Here is a 22,504-nt window from a genome sequence, read left to right as displayed (position 1 = left end):
AGGCAACCATGGAGTCAATCGCATGGATGGCCTGGACGCTGCCGACCGCGATCTTCTTCGCCGCGCTCGCCTGCACGCTGGCGCTGATGACCTGGCTCGCCGCGGTCTATCCGGAGGCCGAGCGCGTCGGCGTGCTGCGCATTCCGACCACGCGCGGCGACCGCCTGTTCATCTCGCTGATCGCGGCCGCCGTCATCCACCTCGCCTGGATCGGCCTCGTCGGCACCGACGCGATCGCTACGCTGCCTATCGGCGAGGAGGGGTTTGAAATCTCGAGCCTGTGGCTCGCATCAGGAATTTCGCTGGTCACGGCCGCGCTCATTTTCCGCACGGTCTGAAGCTTGCGAAGGGACGGCCAGATCCGGGAGCAACCCGGGCCTGTATAAAAGTTTGTCGCTGCAACGGAGGAACAACATGCGACAGTTTAGGAGAAGGAAAGGTCCATTGACCAAGAATAGTTTTCTGACCATGTCCAGCGCCGCTGCGATCATCGCGGTGTCGTTCGCCGTCTCGGCGCCGGTTCGCGCCGCCGACGAGGCCGTGATCCAGAAGTGGATCGCGGAATTCACGCCTTCGACGCTGTCGAAGGAAGACCAGAAGAAGGAGCTGGAGTGGTTCGCCAAGGCCGCCGAGCCGTTCAAGGGCATGGAGATCAACGTCGTCTCCGAGACGATCACGACTCATGAATACGAGGCGCAGACGCTCGCCAAGGCATTCTCCGAACTGACCGGCATCAAGCTCAAGCACGATCTCATCCAGGAAGGTGACGTCGTCGAGAAGCTGCAGACCCAGATGCAGTCGGGCAAGAACGTCTATGACGGCTGGATCAACGATTCCGATTTGATCGGCACGCATTTCCGCTACAACCAGACCATTGCGCTCTCCGACTACATGACCGGCGAGGGCAAGGACGTCACCAACCCCATGCTCGACGTCAACGACTTCATCGGCAAGTCGTTCGGCACCGGGCCGGACGGCAAGCTCTACCAGCTGCCCGACCAGCAGTTCGCGAACCTCTACTGGTTCCGCTACGACTGGTTCACCAATGCCGACTACAAGGCCAAGTTCAAGGCCAAGTATGGCTACGAGCTCGGCGTGCCCGTGAACTGGTCGGCCTATGAAGACATCGCCGAGTTCTTCACCAACGACATCAAGGAGATCAACGGCGTCAAGGTCTACGGCCATATGGACTATGGCAAGAAGGACCCCTCGCTCGGATGGCGCTTCACCGACGCCTGGCTGTCGATGGCAGGCAACGGTGACAAGGGCATTCCGAACGGTCTGCCGGTCGACGAATGGGGCATCCGCATGGAGGGCTGCCGCCCGGTCGGTTCTTCGGTGGAGCGTGGCGGCGACACCAATGGCCCGGCCGCAGTCTACTCGATCACGAAGTATCTCGACTGGATGAAGAAGTATGCCCCGCCGCAGGCGCAGGGCATGACCTTCTCCGAGTCCGGCCCCGTGCCGTCGCAGGGTAACATCGCCCAGCAGATGTTCTGGTACACCGCCTTCACTGCCGACATGGTGAAGCCGGGTCTGCCGGTGGTGAATGCGGATGGTACGCCGAAGTGGCGTATGGCTCCGTCGCCGCACGGCTCCTACTGGAAGGAAGGCATGAAGCTCGGCTACCAGGACGCTGGCTCCGCCACGTTGCTGAAGTCGACTCCGCCGGATCGCCGCAAGGCAGCCTGGCTCTATCTCCAGTTCATCGTCTCCAAGTCGGTGAGCTTGAAGAAGAGCCATGTCGGTCTCACCTTCATCCGTGAATCCGACATCTGGGACAAGTCGTTCACCGAGCGTGCGCCGAAGCTCGGCGGCCTGATCGAGTTCTACCGCTCGCCCGCGCGCGTGCAGTGGACCCCGACCGGCAACAACGTGCCCGACTATCCGAAGCTCGCGCAGCTGTGGTGGCAGAACATCGGCGATGCGTCGTCCGGTGCGAAGACGCCGCAGCAGGCGATGGATGCTCTCGCGGCGGCTCAGGACTCCGTGCTGGAGCGTCTGGAGAAGTCCGGCGTGCAGGGCGCCTGCGGTCCGAAGCTGCACAAGAAGGAGTCGGCCGAGTACTGGTTCGCCAAGGCTCAGAAGGACGGCACCATCGCGCCGCAGCGCAAGCTCGCCAACGAGAAGCCGAAGGGCGAGACGGTGGACTACGACACTCTGATCAAGTCGTGGCCCGCCACTCCGCCCAAGCGCGCGGAAGCGAAGTAAGCGGCGCTTAGAGCGACATCAAACGCGAAAGGCCGGGAGCGATCCCGGCCTTTTTGTTTTGTCGTTGTGGTGCGAGGGTTTTTCACACCCTCGGTGTCATTGCCCGCGAAGGCGAGCAATCCAGTATTCCAGAGACGGTCGTGGTTGAACCGAGAAGCCGCGGCCTACTGGATGCCCCGCCTTCGCGGGGCATGACAGCGTCCTGTGTGGAGAAGAACCTACTCCGCCGGCTCGGCCGCCAGCGTCGGGTAATCCGTGTAGCCCTTGGCGCCGCCGCCGTAGAAGGTGTTCTTGTCCCAATCGTTCAGCGCCGCTCCCTGCTTCAGCCGCTCGACCAGGTCGGGGTTGGAGATGAACGGCTTGCCGAAGGCGATGAGGTCGGCGGCGTTCGCATCCAGCACCTTGCTGGCCAGGTCGAAATCGTAGCCATTGTTGGCGACGTAGGCGCCCGAGAAGCGCTTGCGCAACGATGCATAGTCGAACGGCGCGATGTCGCGCGGCCCGCCGGTGGCGCCCTCGACCACGTGGAGATAGACCAGCTTCAACGCGCTGAGGCCGTCGACGATGTGATCGTACAGCGCCTGCGGATTGGAATCCGAGATGTCGTTGGCCGGCGTCACCGGCGAGATGCGGATGCCGGTGCGCTCGGCGCCGGCCTCGGCGACGACGGCCTTGGAGACCTCCAGCATCAGCTTCGCGCGGTTCTCGATCGAGCCGCCATAGGCATCTAGGCGCTTGTTGGCGCCGTCCTTGGCGAACTGCTCGAGCAGATAGCCGTTGGCGCCGTGGATCTCGACGCCGTCGAAGCCGGCTTCCAGCGCGTTCTTCGTGGCGCGCTTGAAGTCGTCGATGATCCCTGGAATTTCAGCGAGCTCGAGCGCGCGCGGCTCGGAGACGTCGGCGAAGCCGCCATTGACGAAGGTCTTGCCCTTGGCGCGGATCGCGCTCGGTGCCACCGGGGCTGCGCCATTCGCCTGCAGATCGACGTGCGAGATGCGGCCGACATGCCAGAGCTGGACGAAGATCTTGCCGCCGCGTTCATGCACCTTGTCGGTGACCTTGCGCCAGCCGGCGACCTGCTCCTTGCTATAGATGCCAGGCGTGTCCTGGTAGCCCTGACCTTGTTGCGAGACCTGGCTTGCCTCGGTGATCAGCAGGCCTGCGGACGCGCGCTGGGCGTAATATTCGGCGGCGAGCGGACCGGGCACGAAGGTGCCGGATACGGCGCGGTTGCGCGTCAGCGGCGCCATGACGAGGCGGTTGGCCAGCGTGAGCGGGCCGAGCTTGTAGGTCTCAAACAATTTGGCCGAACGGCTCATGGGAATGCTTCCGGGCGGTGAGAGGTCTCGAACAATTGTGCATCGCGACATCGGGCGCAAGGGATGAGCCATACGGAAAGTGCAGGCGAGCTACGCGGCAGGGCGCGCGTAGCATAATTCATGTGCAATGTCGGCTGCGACAGCGAAATCCCACTGTCGCGGCCGTGCGATTTCATAAATCAGTTCGCGCCGAGGAAATCGCGCTTGCCGATCTCGACGCCGTTGTGACGCAAGATGCCGTGGGCGATTGCGGCGTGGAAATAGAGGTTTGGCAGCGAGAACGAGCTCAGGAATTGCTGTCCCGTCATGGTGATGGTCTTGCCGGGGCCGATCGGAAAGGTGACGTCCTTGGCGTCGGCGCCCTCAAACTGCTCGGGCTTGAAGGACTTGACATAGTCGATCGTTTTCGCCAGCCGCTGCTTCAACTCCGCAAAGCTCGTTTCGGTGTCGGGCGTCGAGGGGACCTCGCTATGCGTCAGCCGCGCGCAGCCTCTGGTCGGATAGTCGCTGACCAGCTGGATCTGCCGCGACAGCGGCAGCATGTCCGGGAACAGGCGCGAGCCGAGCAGGACGCTGGGATCGATCTTCCTGGCCGCGCAATGCGCCTCAGCTTTGGTGAGCAGCCCGGTCACGCTGTTCAGCATCTGCAAATAGGCGGGGACGACGGCGTCGTAGAAGGACATGTGATGCTCGCTTTAAATGGTGGGGAAATCCCAGGAGAAAACCTGAGCCACTCACATGGGAGCCTCATGGAAAATTGCAATCGCGGAAAGCCGCTTGTGCGATGCGAAAATTCTACCGCACCGTCGTCTGGGGCAGGACCTGCGCCGTGCCGCCGCGCATGCGCGCAAGCAGCTCGGCGGTCGGCCAGGAATCCGCCGGCAGGCCGTACTTGATCTGCGTCGCCTTCACCGCGGCGCGGCTCTGCTGCCCCAGCACACCGTCGACCTTGCCGACGTTGAAGCCGGCGCGCACCAGCAGCTGCTGCAACTCCTTGAGCTCGTTCAACGGCAATTGCGCGACCGGCGCAGCCGGCTTGCGCATCGGCGCGGCTCCGGCGATGCGCGAGGCGAGATAGCCCGCGGTGGTCGCGTAGATCAGCGAGTTGTTCCACTCGGTGTAGGCGGCGAAATTCGGATAGGCCATGAAGGCCGGCCCGAAGCGTCCCATCGGCAGCAGCACGGAGGCTGCGAGATTGTCGTTCGGCAAGGGCCGGCCGTCGGGATAGGTGACGCCGAGTTGCGCCCATGTCGAGCGCGGCTCGCGTACGGTGAGGTCGGTCTTTTCCCACGGCAGGTTCGGCGGCACCTTGATCTCCTCCAGCCACGGCTCGCCCCGCCGCCATTTCAGTCCGTTTGCGATGTAGTTCGCGGTCGAGCCGATCACGTCGGCCGGCGAGCGCAACAGGTCGCGCCGTCCGTCGCCGTCAAAGTCGACCGCGTAGTTGACGTAGTGCACGGGCAGGAATTGGGTCTGGCCGAGTTCGCCGGCCCAGGAGCCGATCATCTCGTCGGGATGCAGATCGCCGCGGTCGATGATCTTCAGCGCCGCGATGGTCTCGTTCACGAACATCTCCGAACGGCGGCAATCATAGGCCAGCGACACCAGCGATTTCAGCGTCGGCAGATTGCCCATGTTGGCGCCGAAATCGCTTTCGAGGCCCCAGAACGCGGCGATCACCGCGGGCGGCACGCCGTATTCCTTTTCCGCGCGCGCAAACGCCGCGGCGTATTGCTTGATGTGTTGTTGCCCGTTCTGCATGCGATAGGCCGCGGCCATGCGGCCGGCGAATTCGGTGAAGAGCTGGCCGAACACGCGCTGGCCGCGGTCGCGGTTGACGATGCCCTGGTCGTAGACAAGATAGGGCGATGCCTCCGCGATCGTGCGCTGCGACACGCCGGCGGCCACCGCCTGTTGCTTCACCTCAGTCACGAAGCGATAGAAGCTCGCGCCATTGTGGCACGAGGCGGCGCGCGGCGAGGGGGCTGTCGCTTTCGGCGCTGCGGGCTTGGCCGGCGGCGGAAGCATTTGGGCGGATGCCGTGGCCGTGCATGCGACAAGCGCGACGGCCGCGATCGGAAATCGGGTCTGGACCATGGGGGTTCCGGCGGGGAGGAGCAGGCGTGGATTCGACCGGAGTTTAGGGGAAGCGGCCGCCCCAGGCCATCCCCACCCTGCACCTGATCTGGAGGACGATAGGTCGCCCGCCTTGGTGCGCGGGGCATGTATCCAGAAATCAAGCGCTTGGCTCGGTGGGATCAATCCAGCGAAATCGGGGTTGACCTGTCGAAACCGTTACGGAAAGGCTCGTGCTATGGCCGAGTTGCCTCCGGCGTCGACGCAACGAACACCGGCGGTGCCAGCCGCATCCTCGCCCATGCTCACGGCCGGCGGCATCGTCCTCGCCATCGGAGCCCTCTATCTCGGCCGGGAAATCTTCGTTCCTTTTGCCCTTGCGATCCTGCTGAGCTTCGTTCTCACGCCCTTGGTCAATTGGCTGAGACGTTGGAAAGTGCCCCGCATTGCGGCAGTGCTGATTGCCGTTTTCTTTGCCTTCATCGTCGTCGCAGGGATCGCCGTGGTCGTTGGGCGCCAACTGGTCCAGCTCGCCAGCAACCTTCCCAATTATCAGACCACCATCACCGAGAAGATCCGATCGTTGCAAAGCTCGGCGCCGGGCGGTGGGGTCGTCGACGCCGTCACCACGACGATGCAGGATCTCGGCAGAGAGATCTCGGGAGATGAGAAAAAGTCGCCGGCCGCGTCCTCCCGGCTTGGCACCGGTGGTGAGAGTCGGGAGCCAATCACCGTGCGGGTGGAGCCGCCACAGCCGAGACCGCTGGAGCTCATTCGTTCCGTCATAGGTCCGCTGCTGGCGCCGCTTGCGACTTCCGGGCTGGTCGTCATTTTCGTGATCTTCGTGCTGCTCGAGCGCGAAGACCTGCGCGATCGATTCATCAAACTGGCAGGAGCCGGTGACCTTCAGAAGAGTACTCAGGCCATCAACGATGCTGCGTCCCGGGTCAGCCGCTATCTGCTGATGCAGCTCGTTGTCAATCTGACTTACGGCGTGCCGATCGGTCTTGCACTCTACTTTATTGGCGTACCGAACGCGATTCTCTGGGGCTTGCTCGCAGCGGTACTCCGATTCATTCCCTACCTCGGCCCTTTCCTGGCTGCGATATTTCCCGTTGCCCTGGCGATCGCCGTCGATCCGGGCTGGACGATGCTGTTCTGGGTCGTCGGTTTGTTCGTTACCGCTGAACTCGTCAGCAACAATGTCATAGAGCCTTGGCTTTACGGCTCCAGCACCGGGCTGTCGTCCCTCGCAATCATCATCGCCGCGATCTTCTGGACGATGCTGTGGGGACCCGTCGGGCTGTTTCTGGCGACACCTTTGACCGTCTGCCTCGTCGTCATCGGGCGCTACGTCCCGCAGTTAGAGTTCTTGGGCATACTTCTCGGCAGCGACCCTGTGCTCGCGCCGGAGGAGCAACTCTACCAGCGCCTATTGGCCGGCAACCTGGAGGAGGCGGTTGAGTTCGCCGAGAATTATGTCGACGAGTGTTCCTCGTGTGAGCTGTACGATAACGTCGGAATTCCAGCGCTGCGCCTGGCGGAGAACGATCGTCAGCGCAGCAGCATTGATACCAACTATCGTCGTCTGGTCGCGGATACCGCTATCTCGGTTGTGCGGGAGGTTGACGACCATATCTGCGAGAAGGCGCCTGCAGTGAAAGAGGGCAATCACTCGGCGCAGCGACCATGCGTCCTCTGTCTCGCTGGACGCACGGAGCTCGATCATGCAGCGGCGGAGATGCTCGCGCAGGTGCTCGAGGAGCGCACCATCGGCGCCAAGGTCTTGCCGCCGATCGCGGTCAGTCGGGGAGCATTGGAGCAACTCGATCTCCAGGGGGTCGACGTGGTGTGCCTGTCCTACTTTCACCCGCAGCCGCAGGTCTACGCCCGCTATGTCTTTCGTCGCCTGCGCCGTCGGGCTCCACAGGTGAAGCTTGCCGCCTGCTGCTGGAATTTGATCGCCGGAACGGAACAGACGGGAGAGCTCAAGACCCAGATGGCGGCCGACGCGGCATTCGCCTCTCTCCAAGCATGCGTCGAGCAGGTTGAAGCATGGGTCGGTCGCGCGGCAGCTCTCGGCGATACGCCCCAGCTCACGGCCGACGCCGAACGTGCGCAGCTCGCCGCGCTGCGCGGACTTGGCCTGGACGCCTCGAAACGCCAGGACCTGGATGAGGCGTCCAGAAAGGTCGCGCAAGCGTTCAACGTTCCGATCGCGCTGGTGACATTGGTCGATAATATTCAGCTAACCGCCGCTGAAACCCGCGCCCAAGAAGTTCAAGCAGGTCTGCCGAGCAATCACGAGGGCTCCCTCGACGCGCATGTGATCGCTGCAGGCGATATGCTGGTTTCGGAGGATGTGACCGAAGACCCGCGCTTCGCCGACGATCCGCATGTGCTGGAGCGAGGCATTCGCTTCTACGCGGGGGTCCCGCTACGGACTTCATCCGGTCATGTTGTAGGCTGTCTTTGTGTAATTGATACTCAGCCGCGGGAGTTCACCGACCGGGATCGTGACCGCCTGCAGGAGATGGCGAAGCAATTGATGATCGATATCCAGAGCGCTCGAGTGGCCACAGGCGTCGAGTCGGATAGCTCGAGAGAGGTGCATCCCGCCCCCTAGCGGAGAGGAAGCCGACCTTGCCGCTAACAGTGCGCGGCGCTAGCCGAACAGCCGCATCAGCAGCGCCTTACCGACCGGGAGCGCCCTGACGCCCCGATAGGCCCGAACATATTCGCCGGCATAGAACGCCCTGATTGCATGCACGCGCGTGTCCATGCCTTCCGCGAACCGCACGGCAAATCCATCAATGGTCCGCCGCACCACGATGGCCGCGATCGAGCGGCCGTAGAGCTGGCACTCGATGGTGCTCCCAAGCGCCGGCGGATCGAGATCGATTAGCCGCGCACCGGTGATGGAGATATCGGCGAGCCGCGCCAGATGCGACCTGCCGTCCTGGCGCAGCAGCACCGGCTCGTTGCGATTGAAGCGCTCCGACTTGCGCTTGCGCGGCTGCTCGATGCAGACGAAGCAGACCACGGTGAGGATGAACGCGTTGTAGAAGCTCCAGGCGAGCGCCAGTCCGCCATAGGCGATGTTCTCACCGCGCTGCTGCAGGATGAAGGCATAGGCGATGGATGCGAGCGTGATGAAAAGTGCGCAGCCGTAGATGCGCAGCAGCGGCCATTCGACGAAGCGTCGGTCGCGGTCGCCGCCTTTCGCGGTGACCTTGAACTTGTGTCCCTTCGGCTTCAACAGGCCGGTCGCCACCGCCTTGAGCACGGCAGGCGCGGCAATCAGTTGCGACACATCCGTCATCATTGCGAGCGAGCGGCCGCGCGAAAGCCAGGCCATGCTGAGGCCGTTCCAGACATAGAAGGGCAGAAAGACCCGTAACAGCTCGCTCAGATCGGCCCGCACCGCCTGGATGCCGAACAGCAGGAACAGCCAGGGCACCACAAGGCCCGCCACTTTCGAGGTGTAGACCGCGGACCAGCTCATGAAGGCGTCGGCCAGCGAGAGGCGGTCGATGAAGGGCAGCTTCGAGTCCCGCGAGAGCGGCCCGCTGCGGCCGCGCACGATCTGCATCAAGCCGAGGCACCAGCGGGCGCGCTGGGTGATGTATTCCTTCAGCCCTTCCGGCGCGAGCCCGATCGTCAGGCGCTCGTTGAGATAGATGGTATTGAGTCCGCGTTCCTTGAGGCGCAGCGTGACGAGATAGTCCTCCGTCACCGAATCGGTCGGAAAGCCACCGATCCGCATCAGTCCGGAATAGCGGATGAGGGAGGAGGTGCCACAGCAGAACGCGACGCCCCAGGCGTCCTTGGCCGGCAGCAGGATGTCGAAGAAGAAGCGTTGCTCGTCGGGCCAGACGTCGGTCGCGGCGAGGTTGGTCTGGATCGGGTCGGGATTGATGAAGTGCTGCGGGGTCTGGACTACGCCGACCGACGCATCGTCCATGAGCGAGACGGTGCGCGCAAGGAAATCGGGCCGCGGCACGAAGTCCGCATCGAGAATGGCGACGAACTGCGGCCGCTCCGGCAGCGCCCCGACATGCCTCAGTGCGTGGTTGATGTTGCCTGCTTTGGCGTGCTGGTTGTCGGGCCGCGTCAGATAGTGGCAGCCGAGCTCGGCGGACAGCCGCCGCAGCCAGGGCCGCCTTCCGTCGTCGAGCACCCAGACGCGGTAATTGCCGTAGCCCATGCCCGTCGCGCCGATGATCGTGCGCTCGAGAATTCCTCGTTCCTCGTTGTAGGTGCAGATGAAGACGTCGATCAGCGGCGCGCCCGGATCGGTGGTGCGGCCGTCGACCTTCGCTGCGCCGGTGCGGTCGCGCGTCCGGCTCAGGAACAGCAGCGACAACGCGACCGCGACGAGCGAGGCCGCCTCCAGCAGCATGAAGGGGTAGCCGATCACGGCATCGACGGTCAGGCGCGGCGGCGGAAGCGTCGACATGATCCGCCAATAGAGATAGCGCAGCAGCAAGGTCACCGAGACAATGGCCAGGAACGAGCGCGCCATCGTGCTGTCGCGCCTCAGCAGCGGTACGATCGCCATGAAGGCGCCGAGCGCGATCAGGCCGGGCGTCAGCGCCGCCGTCACGGTGCGGTCTCGTGCCGCGCAAACACCACGCGGCCGGTGCGGCCGACCGTGCAGGCGCGAGCTGCGGCATCGCGCGAGGCCACGGTCACACGATAGGGCTCCTTGCTCAGCGCATCCGGATTGATGGCGAGATTGGCCGGCGCGCCGGCAGCGCCGGTCAGGTTGACCACGGTGCCGGAGATCGGCTCGCCGCCGTCATTGGGCTCGAACGTCGCGTGGTCGCCGAGCTGCAGGCGGTTGTAGACGCTCTCGGTGACATTGGCGGTGATCACGGCGCCGCTGCAATCGAGCACTTTGAGCAATGGCTGGCCTGCCTGCACGTCCTCGCCCGGCGATGTCATCATCTCCCAGACGCGGCCTGCGACGGGTGTCGTAATGTTGGCTTCGGTGAGATCCGCGAACCGGACCTCCTCCACGATGATCTCGTTGGCGAGCCAGGCGATCTCCGTATCGGTGCGCGCGAGATCGGCCTCGAGGTCGCCGGCACGCTGGCGCATCTCCTCCTCGCGCTGAACCGAGCTGGGCCGGTCGTTGTAGCTGTCGCCGAGGAAGGATCCGTTCCGCGCCGCGGCGAGCTCGACCTTGGCCGCGTCCAGCCGCTTGCGCGCACCGAGCTCGGTCTGTTGCGACACCGAGAGCTCGCGCGTCAGACGTGCCAGTTCGACGGTCGAGACATTGCCCGATTTTGCCAGCGAGGAGGCGCGCTCGACGGCGGCACTGGCCTCGTCCCGCCGCGCCGCCGCCGCCTCGATCGAGGTCTGGATCTCCGCGATGCGGGCCTCGAGCTGGAGCACGCGTCCGTCGCGAAACAGCGCGGCCTGCCGCGCCAGATCCTTTTGTGCCGCCTGCGCCGAAGCGAGCTTCGCCGCAAGGCTCGGCCGTTCGTTCTCCAGGCGCGATTTCTGCCGCCGGAGATCGTCAAGCCGGGTGCGATCGCCGCGCGAGTTGAAGACGCGCAGGACGACGGTCCCGGCTTCGAGCTTGGCCTGGTCAGTGACGCGCTGGGCGGCTGCGACGCGGCCACCGATCGGGGTGCGCAAGGTGACGAGGCGGGAATTTAGCACGGCTTCGACGCTCGAATTTTCCCAGATCGCCCGCAGCGGCAGCCAGCCGAAAACGGCGACGATGGCGAGCCCGATCGCGACCTTGGCGCCGCGCCGCAGATACGGCCAGCGGCGCCCCGATTCTTGCCCGCTCTGCGTCGTGGAAGCATGGTCGGACTCGTCATTGGTGAAGAGGTGCTCGTGCAGGGAGTCCTGCAAACCCTTCGCATCAGTTCTGGCGTCGTGGGGAGGGGGGGCGGATGAGGGGGCGACGGAGGCGGCGCTCGAGCGGTCTACCATGGCGGTCACCTTGCTGACGGGAGGCCAACGGGAACCCGGTCAATGCACAAGGCCAATGCCGCGTGCCCGTTACCGCGAGTTATGCGGAAATTGCGCTTTCCAGGTTGCTAAGCCTCCGCGTGTGTTTTTGCGCAAATCCCGGTCAAGCTTTAGTGGCGGCGGAAAGGCTGGCTGGCGCCGCTGGCGTCTGCGGCTCCACGACGCACGAACCTTGCAGCCGGCGGCCGCATTCATACCTCGAAGGTGCCGGCCAGAGGTTCGCCCGCGGCCGCCCTAGGAGACGGCCATGAACTATTTTCGTACCGCAATGCTGCTCGCTGGCCTGACCGCCCTGTTCATGGGCGTCGGCTATCTGATCGGAGGCGCCTCGGGCGCCATGATCGCGCTCGTCATTGCCGCCGCGACCAACCTCTTCACCTACTGGAACTCCGACCGCATGGTGCTGTCGATGTACGGCGCCCATGAGGTCGATCGTTCGACCGCGCCGGAGCTGGTCGGCCTCGTCGCCGAGCTTGCGGGCCGTGCCGGCCTGCCGATGCCGCGCGTGTTCGTGATGGATGAGGTCCAGCCCAACGCGTTCGCCACCGGCCGCAATCCGGAAAACGCCGCGGTCGCCGTCACCACCGGTCTGATGAACCAGCTCAGCCGCGAGGAGCTCGCCGGCGTCATTGCGCACGAGCTCGCGCATATCAAGCATCACGACACGCTGCTGATGACGATCACCGCGACCATCGCCGGCGCGATCTCGATGCTGGCGCAGTTCGGCATGTTCTTCGGTGGCAATCGCGACAACAACAACGGTCCGGGCATCGTCGGCTCGATCCTGTTGATGATCCTCGCTCCGCTCGGTGCCATGCTGGTGCAGATGGCGATCAGCCGGACCCGCGAATATGCCGCCGACAATCTCGGTGCGCGCATCGTGGGGCAGCCGATGTGGCTGGCCTCTGCGCTGGTGAAGATCGAGGGCGCCGCGCACCAGGTCCCGAACTACGAGGCCGAGCGAAACCCTGCGACCGCGCACATGTTCATCATCAATCCGCTGTCCGGCCACGGGGTGGACAACCTGTTTGCCACCCACCCCTCGACGCAGAACCGCGTCGCCGCCCTCCAGCAACTTGCGGCCGAGCTAGGCGCGCGCGCGGCGCCGTCGGTCGGCGCCAACGAAAACTATCCACCGCGCGGGCCGTGGGGCCGCTCCTCCTCACGTCGTAGTCCCTGGGGCTGACGGAGCCGGCAAGGATTGCGTCTGGCTTTGTGATCTGGCGCACACAGGGGGGTCCCCGACCGGTGTTAACTCCTCGGCGTGACCATTCCTTCGAAAGGGGATGCGTGGCCGGCGCGCTGCCGGCCACCGTCGAAGATGACCAGAATTGCCGTACCATTGCTGATCGTCCTTTGCGTGCTCGTCGGCTTGTCCACGCACATGGTCGTCAATTGCGGCGACGAGGATGATCCCGACATCTGCTCGGCCGTGATCGGCTTCTCGCCGCTGCGCGGCTCGCTGATCGCCTTCGCCTATGCGGGACGTGGACGGATCGCGCTACGTCACGGCGACTTCAAGCGGGCGATCGCCGATTTCGATGAGGCCATCCACCTCAATCCCAACCGCGCTTCGCTTTATCGCTACCGGGCGCTGGCGCGCCGGCAGAACGGCGACCTCGAGCTTGCCATTGCGGATTACGACGAGGCGATCGCGCACGATCCCAAGCGCGCCGCACCTTATCACCAGCGTGGTCTCGCGCTCGCCGCAATGGGCGATCTCGACCGCGCCATCCTGAGCTACAGCACGGCGGTCCGCCTCGACCCCTCCGATGCGCAGGCCCGTCTCGACCGCGGCCTTGCGTTCCTCGCCCGCGGCCAGACCGACGACGCCCGCGCCGATTTCGAGGCCGCGCTGGCGCTGCCCGCCGGCAAGGACGGTCACGCGCGAGAGGCCGCGCGCGCCAAGCTCGCGGAACTCGACAGCGCCGAGCCGACACTGGTGGCCGCGCCGCGAAGATGAGCATCTGGCGCGGCGGCACCCTCTCACGTCTTTAGGACAGGTGGCTTGCCGCATAGCGACGAGATCGGTGAGAGATGCGGAAAGCGAGACTGTCGCGGCTGCCTGCTGCGCGTATGAACCAATTCAACAAGTATTGAGTTGGATCAATACCGGCAGGGTCCAGAGTGCATCCATGTCGTGCGCCCCTGGAGGAGCTTCCAATGTACAAATGGGCTTTGACGATTCTGACCGTGAGTATCGCCCTGACAGCGGGAGATGCCCGGGCCCAAAGATATGACCCCGCTTATCCCGTTTGCTTGAACGTCGTTTCTCGCGGAATGACCCCTTACTACCGATGCAGCTTCACGACGATGGACCAATGCAGGGCGTCGGCAAACGGCCAGATGTGCGTCCTCAATCCCTACTACGCCGGTCCTCCGGCGAGAGGAAACGCTCGGCGTCAGCATCGCCAGACCTACGTGCCACCGAGGCCGCCGATCCACTACCGGGCTGCACCCTACAATCAGTTCAATGAACCCTATTATGGAGCGTCCCAAGGTTACGCGCCTGGCGAGAAAGAGCGCTTTCTCCAAAGTGTGAGGCAATACATGTGAGGGATGTCGCTCGACTGTGTTGGCGCAGCGCATCCTAGGGCTGGGATCGTCGAGGTCGCGGCCGGCCCGATTGCGGCGGGCGCGCGGGAGCGTGTCGCAAACGCGCAACGCGGCGATCCGATCACGCCGGAGATGACAGGGTAGACAGGTCGTCGAGCCTCCAGATCGCCAACCCGCAGCGGCGATCAGGGAGGAGCAACGGCTACGTCTTCTTTTTCGCTTTGGCTTTCTTTGCGGCCTTCTTCGCCGGCTTCCCGTCCTTTGCCTTCTCCGCCTTCACCGTAACAGGCGTGTTGGCGGCCAGGCGCATCGACCGCGCGTAGCTGTCGGCGACGTTGTCGGCGGACATCTGCAGGCGCTTGGCGGCCGCATTGGCCTGCTCCATGGTGGCCTTGGCCATCATCTTGAAGCGCTCGCCGGTCTCCTTGCCCTTGGCCTTGGCCGCAAGGCTGTTGAAGCGATCCCGCCGCTCCTTGGCGCGGGTCATCAGGCCCGCATGCAGCTGTCTGGCCAGTTGCCGGATCACGACATCCAGGTCGGCGTCCGCCATGGTCTCTCATCCCCTTCGAAAACGGTATCGATGCGGGCGGGACTATGCAGATCGGACCCCGGCTTGGCAATTCCCGGCTGTGCGTCATCCGCAGCTTCCGGCGTGCGAAACAAAAAAGCCGCGCTGTTCGCGCGGCTCTTTGGCTTGGCTTGGCTTGGCGCCGTCCGCTCATTTCAGCGAGGCGACCGGGCCGTTCGAGGCCGCCGGCTCGGGGTCGAAGCCGAACACGCCGACGAGATATTTGTAATAGTCCGGCATCTTCTCCTTGAGCGCCTCGCGCGACTTTGGATCGTGGAATTCGCTCTTGCCGGCCAGGAAGATGCTGGCGGTCACCGCAAAGAATTCCATGGGATTCTTCATCGCATAGGATTCCTTGGGCAAGAGGTCCTTGGACTTGGCGAGGGCGTAATAGGTGATCACGCCCTTGTTGGCGTAGCCGTCCGGCAGCAGCCGCGCGTGGAAGGCGTGCAGCATCTCGTGCAGCAGCACGGCCTCCTTCTCGTAGCGCATCATGTCCGGCCGCAGCATGATCACGCCGAGGCCCGAATCGACCGCGAGGTCGACGGCATTGGGATTGGTCCAGCGCTGCTTGGCGGGGTCCCAGACCGTCAGGGTCCGGGGCGCGGTGCGCTGCATGTCCGGCGTGACCCGGCCGTAGCAGGCGGTGGCGGCGCCTTCGTCGAGGCAGGCGAGTTCGCTCGCGACGATCGGAACGGTGTGGAAAAAGCGCAGCACGCGCGGGGAGAGGCCGACGCCTTCGACGACGTCGATCTGGCTCTTCAGGTTCTCGGTGAGCTTGTCGACATCCTTGCGGTCGCGGTTCTCGGAGATGTCGAACATGTAGCCGCGGTAGCTCTGGAAGCCCGGCGGAAGCGGCTGCGCCGCGCCGGCATCGAGCGACCCGGCGATGGTTGGACTGGCGAATAGCGCGCCGACAATGGTCGCGGTCAGCAGCAACGCAATGCGCATGGTGAACCCCCTGATGTCACTTCGCCCGGCAGATTAGGCCGCCCTTGTTTGCGAAAAGTGAGTGCGGCGAGACTAAGGCACCGATGTTGAGGCGTGCTTAACCGTTGGTTGCAGATCGCGCGGGCGGATTAGGGTCGGGTTAACCAAGCGTGGATCGGCTGCGCGCTTCGGCGTAACATCCGCCCGGGCTCGAGGCCCTCACATCATAGCCGAAGGGGAGGATGCCATGTATGCCGCCATCCGTCAGGCCAAGGCGAAAAGCGGGAGCGCGGAAGAGCTGACGCGCCGCATCAAGGACGGCGCCGTTCCCATCATCAGCGACGTCGACGGTTTCCGCGCCTATTACGTCGTCTATGGCGGCGACGACACGGTCACCGCGATCTCGATCTTCGACAAGTTCGAGCAGGCCGAGGAAGCGAACAAGCGCGCCATCGCCTGGATCGAGAAGGATCTCGGCCCGCTGCTCGCCGGCGACGCCCGCGCCGTGGCGGGACCGGTGATCGTGCATACGCTGGCGTAGTTGGGCGGGTCGCTATCGCCACACATTCAACTGTCATCGCCCGCGGAGGCGGGCGATCCAGTACTCCGCGGCAGCAGTGATTGAGCCGATGGGCCGCGGCGTACTGGATGCCCCGCTTTCGCGGGGCATGACAGCGGTGGGTGTAGCGTGCTCCTTTTGCCAAACGCGCAGCCGCTCCCTCACAACTCCCTTGCATTCGAGAACGCAAAGCTCGACACCCTTCGCGTCGTCTCGTCCAGGATCAACGTGCGCGTGATCGGCGGCTCGGCGCGCTGGGCGCAGTTCTCGCGCTCGCAGAGGCGGCAGTTGACGCCGATCGGGGTGCCCTCGGCCTTCTCCAGGTCCATGCCGGTGGCGTAGGTCAGGCGGGCGGCGTGGCGGATCTCGCAGCCGAGGCCGATGGCAAAGCGCGGCTGCGGCAGCGGATGCGGCGCCACGGGGCGGCGCACCATCTGCGCGATCGAGAAATAGCGCGTGCCGTCGGGCAGCTCGATCACCTGCTTGAGCAGACGATCCGGCGTGTCGAAGGTCGAGTGCACGTTCCAGAGCGGACACGTGCCGCCGAATTTCGAGAACGGGAAGGTGCCGGAGGAGAAGCGCTTGGAGACGTTGCCGGCATTGTCGACGCGCAAGAGGAAGAACGGAATGCCGCGCGCATTCGGTCGCTGCAGCGTGGTGAGGCGGTGGCAGACCTGCTCGAAGCCGGAATTGAAGCGCTGTGCCAGCACGTGGATGTCGTAATTCAGCGCTTCGGCGGCCGCGAGGAACGCCGGGTAGGGCATCATCACTGCGGCCGCGAAGTAATTGCCGAGCGTGATCCGGAATAGCCGCCGCGGCGCATCGTCCAGCGGGCCGGCCCGGCCGATGATGGTCTCCAGCGCCTGCGCGCATTCTGCTAAGCCCAGCTGGAAGGCGAGCTGGAATGCGCGGCCGGGCGGATCGACCAGCTCCGAGATCAGCAGCTGGCGGCGGTGGCGGTCGAATCGGCGGAGCGTCTCACGCATCACGTCGACCGGCATGATGCGGGTCTGGATCGAGTGCTTCTCGCGCAAGCGCGCGATCAGCGCGGCATACAGCCCTTCGGCGGGCTCGTTCAGCTCGTCGCGCAGATTTTCCGCCGCCTGCTCCAGCTCCGGAAAATAGTTGCGATTGGCCTCGATCAGCTCGCGCACGCGCTCGACCGGATTGGCCTCATAGCGCGTGCCGACGTCGCGGTCGGCCATCTGCGCCGCGGCCAGCGTCTCGCCCTGGCGCGCCTCGGTATAGGCCGCGTAGAGCCGCTGCAGCGCATGGGTGACGCCCGGGCAGAGCTCGGCGAGGTCGCGCAGCTCCTGCTTGGGCACGTCGATCTGCCGGAACAGGGGATCGGAGAAGATCTCGTTCAGCTCGGCGAAGAAGCGGTCCTCGTCCGCGGTTGCGAGGTCGCGCAGGTCAAGGTCATAGGTCTCCGCGAGCCGCAGCAGGATCTGCGCCGTGACCGGGCGCTGGTTGCGCTCGATCAGGTTGACATAGCTAGGCGAGATCCCGAGCCCCTCGGCGATCTGGGTCTGCGACAGCCCCAATTGCTGCCGGATCCGCCGGAAGCGCGGGCCGACGAAGAGTTTCTTCCCGGAATCGGCGGGCATCACCAGCTCCCTTCTTCGCCTCTCCCCGCTTGCGGGGAGAGGCCGACACGCACCGAGCGATGCGAAGCATCGTTCGGGGCGTGGCGGGTGAGGAGGAGCTTCCGCAGGGGAGGTGAGAGTCGGACTCGCGGAGAGAGCCCCTCACCCCGACCCTCTCCCCGTAAGAACGGGGAGAGGGAGAAAACAGCGGATTCGACGGGCATGTCTCAGATCTCCAGACTCAATCAAGGTCAGAATCATTGACCTATTATTTTACAGATTTTACAAAGTGACATCTATTACACGTTCAGATGTTACATGACATCACCAATAAAAAACAAGCCATCTGTACGAACTTTTCCTTTTCGCGTTTAGCTCCTGACACGCATCTCGCAATGCATTGTCAAGAATGTCGATGGTTGCCCTCGCCGTCGTCAGCGAAAGGATCAGGCACATGAACTACCAGCCCCGCGGTATCAGCACCCTCCAGGGTCCGTCCTCGTATCAGGACGAGGTCAAGGCGGCTCAGGCGCTCCTCGAGACCCAGCCGACCTGGAACGGCGTGTCGGCCGAGGCCGTCGCGCGCATGCGCCTGCAGAACCGCTTCAAGACCGGCCTCGACATCGCCCGCTACACCGCGGCCGTGATGCGCGCCGACATGGCCGCCTATGACAAGGATCCCACCAAGTACACCCAGTCGCTGGGTTGCTGGCACGGCTTCATCGCCCAGCAGAAGCTGATCTCGGTCAAGAAGCATTTCGGCGGCAAGACCGACCGCACCTACCTCTATCTCTCCGGCTGGATGATCGCGGCGCTGCGCTCCGAATTCGGTCCGCTGCCCGACCAGTCCATGCACGAGAAGACCGCGGTGCCGGCGCTGATCGAGGAGCTCTACACCTTCCTGCGTCAGGCCGATTCGCGCGAGCTCAACGACATCTTCCGTCTGCTCGACAAGGCGCGCAAGGAAGGCGACAAGACCCGTGAGAAGGAGCTGATCGAGAAGATCGACAACTTCCAGACCCATGTCGTCCCCGTCATCGCCGACATCGATGCCGGCTTCGGCAACGCGGAGGCGACCTATCTGCTGGCCAAGAAGATGATCGAGGCGGGCGCCTGCGCGCTGCAGATCGAGAACCAGGTCTCCGACGAGAAGCAGTGCGGCCACCAGGACGGCAAGGTCACGGTGCCGCATGACGTCTTCCTGGCGAAGATCCGCGCCTGCCGCCACGCCTTCCTCGAGCTCGGCGTCGAAGACGGTATCGTCGTGACCCGCACCGACTCGCTCGGCGCCGGCCTGACGCAGCAGATCGCCGTCAGCCACAAGCCCGGCGACATCGGCGACCAGTACAACAGCTTCCTCGATTGCGAGGAAATCACCGCGGAGAACGCCAAGAACGGCGACGTCATCATCAACCGCAACGGCAAGCTGATGCGTCCGAAGCGGCTTCCCTCGAACCTCTACCAGTTCCGCCCCGGCACCGGTGCGGACCGCTGCGTTCTCGATTGCATCACCTCGCTGCAGAACGGCGCCGACCTGCTCTGGATCGAGACCGAGAAGCCGCATATCGAGCAGATCGCCAGCATGGTCGACCGCATCCGCAAGGTGGTGCCGAACGCCAAGCTCGCCTACAACAACTCGCCGTCGTTCAACTGGACCCTCAACTTCCGTTGGCAGGTCTACGACGCGATGAAGGAAGCGGGCCAGGACGTCAGCAAGTACAATCGTGCCGAGCTGATGAAGGCGGAGTACGACGACACGCCGCTGGCAAAGGAAGCCGACGAGCGCATCCGTACCTTCCAGGCGGATTCGGCCAAGCGCGCCGGCATCTTCCACCACCTGATCACGCTGCCGACCTATCACACGGCCGCGCTCTCGACTGACAATCTCGCCCGCGAGTATTTCGGCGAGCAGGGCATGCTGGGCTACGTCAAGAACGTCCAGCGCGCCGAGATCCGTCAGGGCATCGCCTGCGTGAAGCACCAGAACATGGCCGGCTCCGACATCGGCGACGACCACAAGGAGTACTTCGCGGGCGAAGCTGCGCTGAAGGCGGGCGGCGTCCACAACACGATGAACCAGTTCGGCTAACGGCGGATCGGACCGGTCTGGAAGCCAGGTTGGAGTCCAGGCCGGTCACGCACCTCAACAGGAGACTGACAATGACCAAAGGCAGCAATTTCTGGGTGATCGGCGGCGAGTTCGGTTCGATGAACTTCCACAAGCTCGTGGAAGGCTCGGCCCAGGTCAAAGGTCCGTTCAAGACCCGCAAGGAAGCCGAAGAGTGCTGGAAGGAAGTCTCGGAAGAAAGCCGTCACAAGGCCGGCGTCCGCTTCTCGATCGTGGAAGAGCCCTCGCGGGTCTCGGCCTGATCGCCCCGACTTAAGAAGACGTCCAAGGACGGATGGTCCCATCCAGGCCCTGCCTGGGTGGGATCGTCTGTTTTTGGCACAGGTGAAACGGCTGTGGGCGCCGTAAGTCTCTGGAATTGTGGGCCTTTGCGGAGGGTTTGGTTGCTGATAGGTTAATGGGGATAAGTCGAGGACGAGGCCGACAATGTCAGAGCCCGAGACCAGCGGGACCGATCCCGGCCAGCCGCGCCCGGTGCGACTGCGCGATGCGCTGCTGCGCGCGCGGATCGAGGCGGCCGACCGCACCGGCGTCGTCGTCGATTTGCGCGACGCCGAGGTGGCGCGGCTCGAGATCCTCAACGACGCGCTCGATCCCCTGTTCGCGCAGGTGCCCGATCAGATCGATCTGTTCGACCGCGGCATCAGCCAGGGCGATACGCCGCGGCTGTGGATCGACGTCGTCGCCCACATCGTGATGGGGCGCGACAAGCGGATGTACCGCTTCGTCCAGGACACCCGCTTCGGCCGCATCGTGCTCGCCGAATCGCACGACACCGCCGTGATCGTCGAGGCCGTCACCGACTATGTCGCGCGCCGCATGGTCGAGCGCGAGCGTGCGATGGTGGTCCAGCCCGAACCGCAAGCACCGACCGCCGCGCCGCCGCCGCGCCGTTCGCGCGTCTGGCCGTTCGTGTTCGGCTTCGTGCTGGGCGCGGCCGCGCTGTTCGGGCTTGCAGTGCTGGCGGTCTTGCGGAACTGGTGAGGCTCTCTCCGCCGTCATTGCGAGGAGCCCTTGCGACGAAGCAATCCAGACTGCCTCCGCGGAGATTCCTGGATTGCTTCGCTGCGCTCGCAATGACGGCCGGGGACTAGATCAACCGCACATGCTTGATCTGTCCGATCTGAAATCCAGCCCCGAGGCTTCGCACCGTCTGCTCGCAGCGCCAGCCGGCATTGTCCTTCTCGATGGTGAACAGATTATACGCCGCCGCTGGATAACGTCCGTGCGCCAGCGCGGAGGCCGACGGCACGCCGAGCGCGGGAATGTTGCCGTTTGGACCCTCGAACCACATCGTCGAATGAATGTGGTCGTGCCCGTGCAGGACCAGCTCGACGCCGTGGCGCTTCAACAGTCCCAGCAATTCCGGCGCGTCCGTCATCCGCTTCGCCCGCGCGCTGGACTTCAGCGGATGATGCACCAGCAGCACGCGGAAGACGTCTTCCGCCGCGAGCCGCTCGAGCACCTCCGCAAGCGCGGCGAGCTGATCGCGCCCGAGCGTGCCGGTCGCCATCAGCGGCAGGGTCGGCACCGCCGTGGACAGGCTGATCAGGGCCAGCGGCCCGCGCCGGCGCACCGCTGGGAAGGCTGCACCGCCAGGTGTGTCCGCGGCGATGTAGTGCAGGAACGTCTCGTCGAAGCGATGACGCGTCGCGCTGACATAGGCGTCGTGATTGCCGGGGATCGCGGTCACGCGGTCGGGCGGGCCGACGCTTTCGAGCCAGGCCAGCGCCGGTGCGAACTCCGCCTCCAGCGCCAGGTTGACGAGATCGCCCGTCACTGCGATGTGGTCGGGCGCCTGCGCCTTCATGTCGGCGACGAGCGCGTCGAGCACCTCGCGGCGCTGGTACTTGTGGCGGTTGCGCGTCCAGTTGACATAGCCGAGCGCGCGCTTGCCCGCGAGCTCGATCAGCCGCGGCTTCGGCAAAGGCGCCAGATGCGGATCGGACAGGTGGGCGAGCGTGAAGGGAGCCAGCGTGAAGGGAGTCATGGCGCGCGAATGCCTCGCTATTGCTCCGCTGTAATGGCAAGGTCGCGCGCGCCGCGCAAGCAGGGCCTGAAACGGGGGGCGTCGAGGAGCCTGATGGGAGAACGTCTGAACCGAGCCCGACGGAAAGCCGAGCCGCTGCTGCGGCGGTTCTTCCACGTCTATTTCCTGCTCGTCCGCGGCATGACGCTCGGCGTCCGCGCCGTGGTGCTGGATGCCGACAATCGCGTCTTCCTGGTCAGGCATAGCTACGTCAGCGGCTGGTATTTGCCTGGCGGCGGCGTCGACTTCGGCGAGACCATGGAAGAGGCGTTGCGACGCGAGCTCAAGGAGGAGGGCGACATCGATCTGACCGGCGAGGCGATCCTGCACGGCGTCTTCCTCAACAGCCACGTCTCCCGCCGCGACCACGTCGCGGTCTACGTGGTCAGGCAGTTCAGGCAGGACCGCGTCCCTGAGCCCAACCGCGAGATCGTCGAATGCGGGTTCTTCGACAATGCCGCATTGCCCGAGGGCACCACGCCCGGCACGCGGCTGCGGATCGCCGAAGTGCTCGATGGCAGGCCCGTGATTGCGACGTGGCGCTGAGGGCGGCT

Annotated in this window: 20 protein-coding genes; 11 read left to right on the top strand and 9 right to left on the bottom strand. The window is 64.6% G+C overall.

The features are described from left to right. The first annotated feature begins 8 nt into the window (after positions 1-8). Both ACVWYQ_RS14270 and ACVWYQ_RS14265 read left to right on the top strand, forming a co-directional pair. Complete coding sequence (locus ACVWYQ_RS14270) at positions 9-338, top strand: DUF2160 domain-containing protein (RefSeq protein WP_157286412.1); 330 nt, start codon at positions 9-11, stop codon at positions 336-338. A gap of 130 nt (positions 339-468) precedes the next feature. Then, complete coding sequence (locus tag ACVWYQ_RS14265; protein WP_271538835.1) at positions 469-2,211, top strand: ABC transporter substrate-binding protein; 1,743 nt, start codon at positions 469-471, stop codon at positions 2,209-2,211. A 218-nt stretch (positions 2,212-2,429) separates the two neighbouring features. On the opposite strand, the gene ACVWYQ_RS14260 is transcribed toward ACVWYQ_RS14265, so the two are convergent. The 3 genes from ACVWYQ_RS14260 to ACVWYQ_RS14250 all read right to left on the bottom strand — a co-directional run bounded on the left by ACVWYQ_RS14260 (position 2,430) and on the right by ACVWYQ_RS14250 (position 5,627). Continuing rightward, positions 2,430-3,530, bottom strand: coding sequence for an alkene reductase (locus ACVWYQ_RS14260; RefSeq protein ID WP_404543431.1), 1,101 nt, complete (start codon positions 3,528-3,530; stop codon positions 2,430-2,432). 179 nt (positions 3,531-3,709) lie between these two features. Continuing rightward, the gene (locus ACVWYQ_RS14255; protein ID WP_036013837.1) at positions 3,710-4,213 is read right to left on the bottom strand and encodes a DUF1993 domain-containing protein; all 504 of its coding nucleotides are present in this window, start codon (positions 4,211-4,213) and stop codon (positions 3,710-3,712) included. A 112-nt stretch (positions 4,214-4,325) separates the two neighbouring features. Beyond that, positions 4,326-5,627, bottom strand: a complete 1,302-nt coding sequence (locus ACVWYQ_RS14250) for a lytic murein transglycosylase (RefSeq protein ID WP_456725716.1) — start codon at positions 5,625-5,627, stop codon at positions 4,326-4,328. 280 nt (positions 5,628-5,907) lie between these two features. Between ACVWYQ_RS14250 and ACVWYQ_RS14245 the strand changes: the two genes are divergently transcribed. After that, complete coding sequence (locus ACVWYQ_RS14245; protein ID WP_404543428.1) at positions 5,908-8,232, top strand: AI-2E family transporter; 2,325 nt, start codon at positions 5,908-5,910, stop codon at positions 8,230-8,232. A 39-nt stretch (positions 8,233-8,271) separates the two neighbouring features. Here ACVWYQ_RS14245 and ACVWYQ_RS14240 read toward each other — a convergent pair whose 3' ends face one another. Together ACVWYQ_RS14240 and ACVWYQ_RS14235 are read right to left on the bottom strand one after the other, a co-directional pair. After that, positions 8,272-10,212, bottom strand: coding sequence for a glycosyltransferase (locus ACVWYQ_RS14240; protein ID WP_456725715.1), 1,941 nt, complete (start codon positions 10,210-10,212; stop codon positions 8,272-8,274). Then, positions 10,209-11,474, bottom strand: coding sequence for an HlyD family secretion protein (locus ACVWYQ_RS14235; RefSeq protein ID WP_404543424.1), 1,266 nt, complete (start codon positions 11,472-11,474; stop codon positions 10,209-10,211). The genes ACVWYQ_RS14240 and ACVWYQ_RS14235 overlap by 4 nt, the downstream gene beginning before the upstream one ends. A gap of 367 nt (positions 11,475-11,841) precedes the next feature. On the opposite strand from ACVWYQ_RS14235, the gene htpX reads away from it, so the two are divergent. The 3 genes from htpX (at position 11,842) to ACVWYQ_RS14220 (ending at position 14,150) form a co-directional block, all read left to right on the top strand. Next, entirely contained in the window at positions 11,842-12,780 is a 939-nt protein-coding gene (htpX, locus tag ACVWYQ_RS14230) for a zinc metalloprotease HtpX (RefSeq protein WP_157286406.1), read from the top strand. A 135-nt stretch (positions 12,781-12,915) separates the two neighbouring features. Continuing rightward, on the top strand, positions 12,916-13,557 hold the full coding sequence (locus ACVWYQ_RS14225) for a tetratricopeptide repeat protein (RefSeq protein WP_157286405.1): 642 nt from the start codon (positions 12,916-12,918) through the stop codon (positions 13,555-13,557). 200 nt (positions 13,558-13,757) lie between these two features. Further along, the gene (locus ACVWYQ_RS14220; RefSeq protein ID WP_343212577.1) at positions 13,758-14,150 is read left to right on the top strand and encodes a DUF3551 domain-containing protein; all 393 of its coding nucleotides are present in this window, start codon (positions 13,758-13,760) and stop codon (positions 14,148-14,150) included. A 202-nt stretch (positions 14,151-14,352) separates the two neighbouring features. Here ACVWYQ_RS14220 and ACVWYQ_RS14215 read toward each other — a convergent pair whose 3' ends face one another. Together ACVWYQ_RS14215 and ACVWYQ_RS14210 are read right to left on the bottom strand one after the other, a co-directional pair. Further along, positions 14,353-14,700 (bottom strand): hypothetical protein, encoded by a 348-nt coding sequence (locus ACVWYQ_RS14215; protein ID WP_404543422.1) that lies wholly within the window; start codon positions 14,698-14,700, stop codon positions 14,353-14,355. Between the two features lie 168 nt (positions 14,701-14,868). Further along, positions 14,869-15,669, bottom strand: coding sequence for a hypothetical protein (locus ACVWYQ_RS14210; RefSeq protein ID WP_036024809.1), 801 nt, complete (start codon positions 15,667-15,669; stop codon positions 14,869-14,871). A gap of 226 nt (positions 15,670-15,895) precedes the next feature. Here ACVWYQ_RS14210 and ACVWYQ_RS14205 point away from each other — a divergent pair, with 226 nt between their 5' ends. Beyond that, positions 15,896-16,189, top strand: coding sequence for a hypothetical protein (locus tag ACVWYQ_RS14205; RefSeq protein WP_036013813.1), 294 nt, complete (start codon positions 15,896-15,898; stop codon positions 16,187-16,189). 179 nt (positions 16,190-16,368) lie between these two features. On the opposite strand, the gene ACVWYQ_RS14200 is transcribed toward ACVWYQ_RS14205, so the two are convergent. Further along, positions 16,369-17,814, bottom strand: coding sequence for a helix-turn-helix domain-containing protein (locus ACVWYQ_RS14200; protein WP_157286402.1), 1,446 nt, complete (start codon positions 17,812-17,814; stop codon positions 16,369-16,371). 433 nt (positions 17,815-18,247) lie between these two features. Here ACVWYQ_RS14200 and ACVWYQ_RS14195 point away from each other — a divergent pair, with 433 nt between their 5' ends. The 3 genes from ACVWYQ_RS14195 (at position 18,248) to ACVWYQ_RS14185 (ending at position 20,905) form a co-directional block, all read left to right on the top strand. Then, positions 18,248-19,882, top strand: a complete 1,635-nt coding sequence (locus ACVWYQ_RS14195; RefSeq protein ID WP_036013803.1) for an isocitrate lyase — start codon at positions 18,248-18,250, stop codon at positions 19,880-19,882. A gap of 71 nt (positions 19,883-19,953) precedes the next feature. Then, positions 19,954-20,163, top strand: a complete 210-nt coding sequence (locus ACVWYQ_RS14190; protein WP_036013800.1) for a DUF4170 domain-containing protein — start codon at positions 19,954-19,956, stop codon at positions 20,161-20,163. Positions 20,164-20,347: 184 nt separating this feature from the next. Continuing rightward, the gene (locus tag ACVWYQ_RS14185) at positions 20,348-20,905 is read left to right on the top strand and encodes a hypothetical protein (RefSeq protein ID WP_157286400.1); all 558 of its coding nucleotides are present in this window, start codon (positions 20,348-20,350) and stop codon (positions 20,903-20,905) included. Between the two features lie 106 nt (positions 20,906-21,011). On the opposite strand, the gene ACVWYQ_RS14180 is transcribed toward ACVWYQ_RS14185, so the two are convergent. Continuing rightward, positions 21,012-21,896: a metallophosphoesterase family protein gene (locus ACVWYQ_RS14180; RefSeq protein ID WP_404546329.1), complete on the bottom strand. Its 885-nt coding sequence runs from the start codon at positions 21,894-21,896 to the stop codon at positions 21,012-21,014. A 108-nt stretch (positions 21,897-22,004) separates the two neighbouring features. Here ACVWYQ_RS14180 and ACVWYQ_RS14175 point away from each other — a divergent pair, with 108 nt between their 5' ends. After that, positions 22,005-22,496, top strand: coding sequence for an NUDIX domain-containing protein (locus ACVWYQ_RS14175; protein ID WP_036037090.1), 492 nt, complete (start codon positions 22,005-22,007; stop codon positions 22,494-22,496). The last annotated feature ends 8 nt before the right edge of the window (positions 22,497-22,504 follow it).

Source organism: Bradyrhizobium sp. USDA 3397, assembly GCF_054060965.1.
This window is presented reverse-complemented; position numbering and strand designations above follow the sequence as displayed.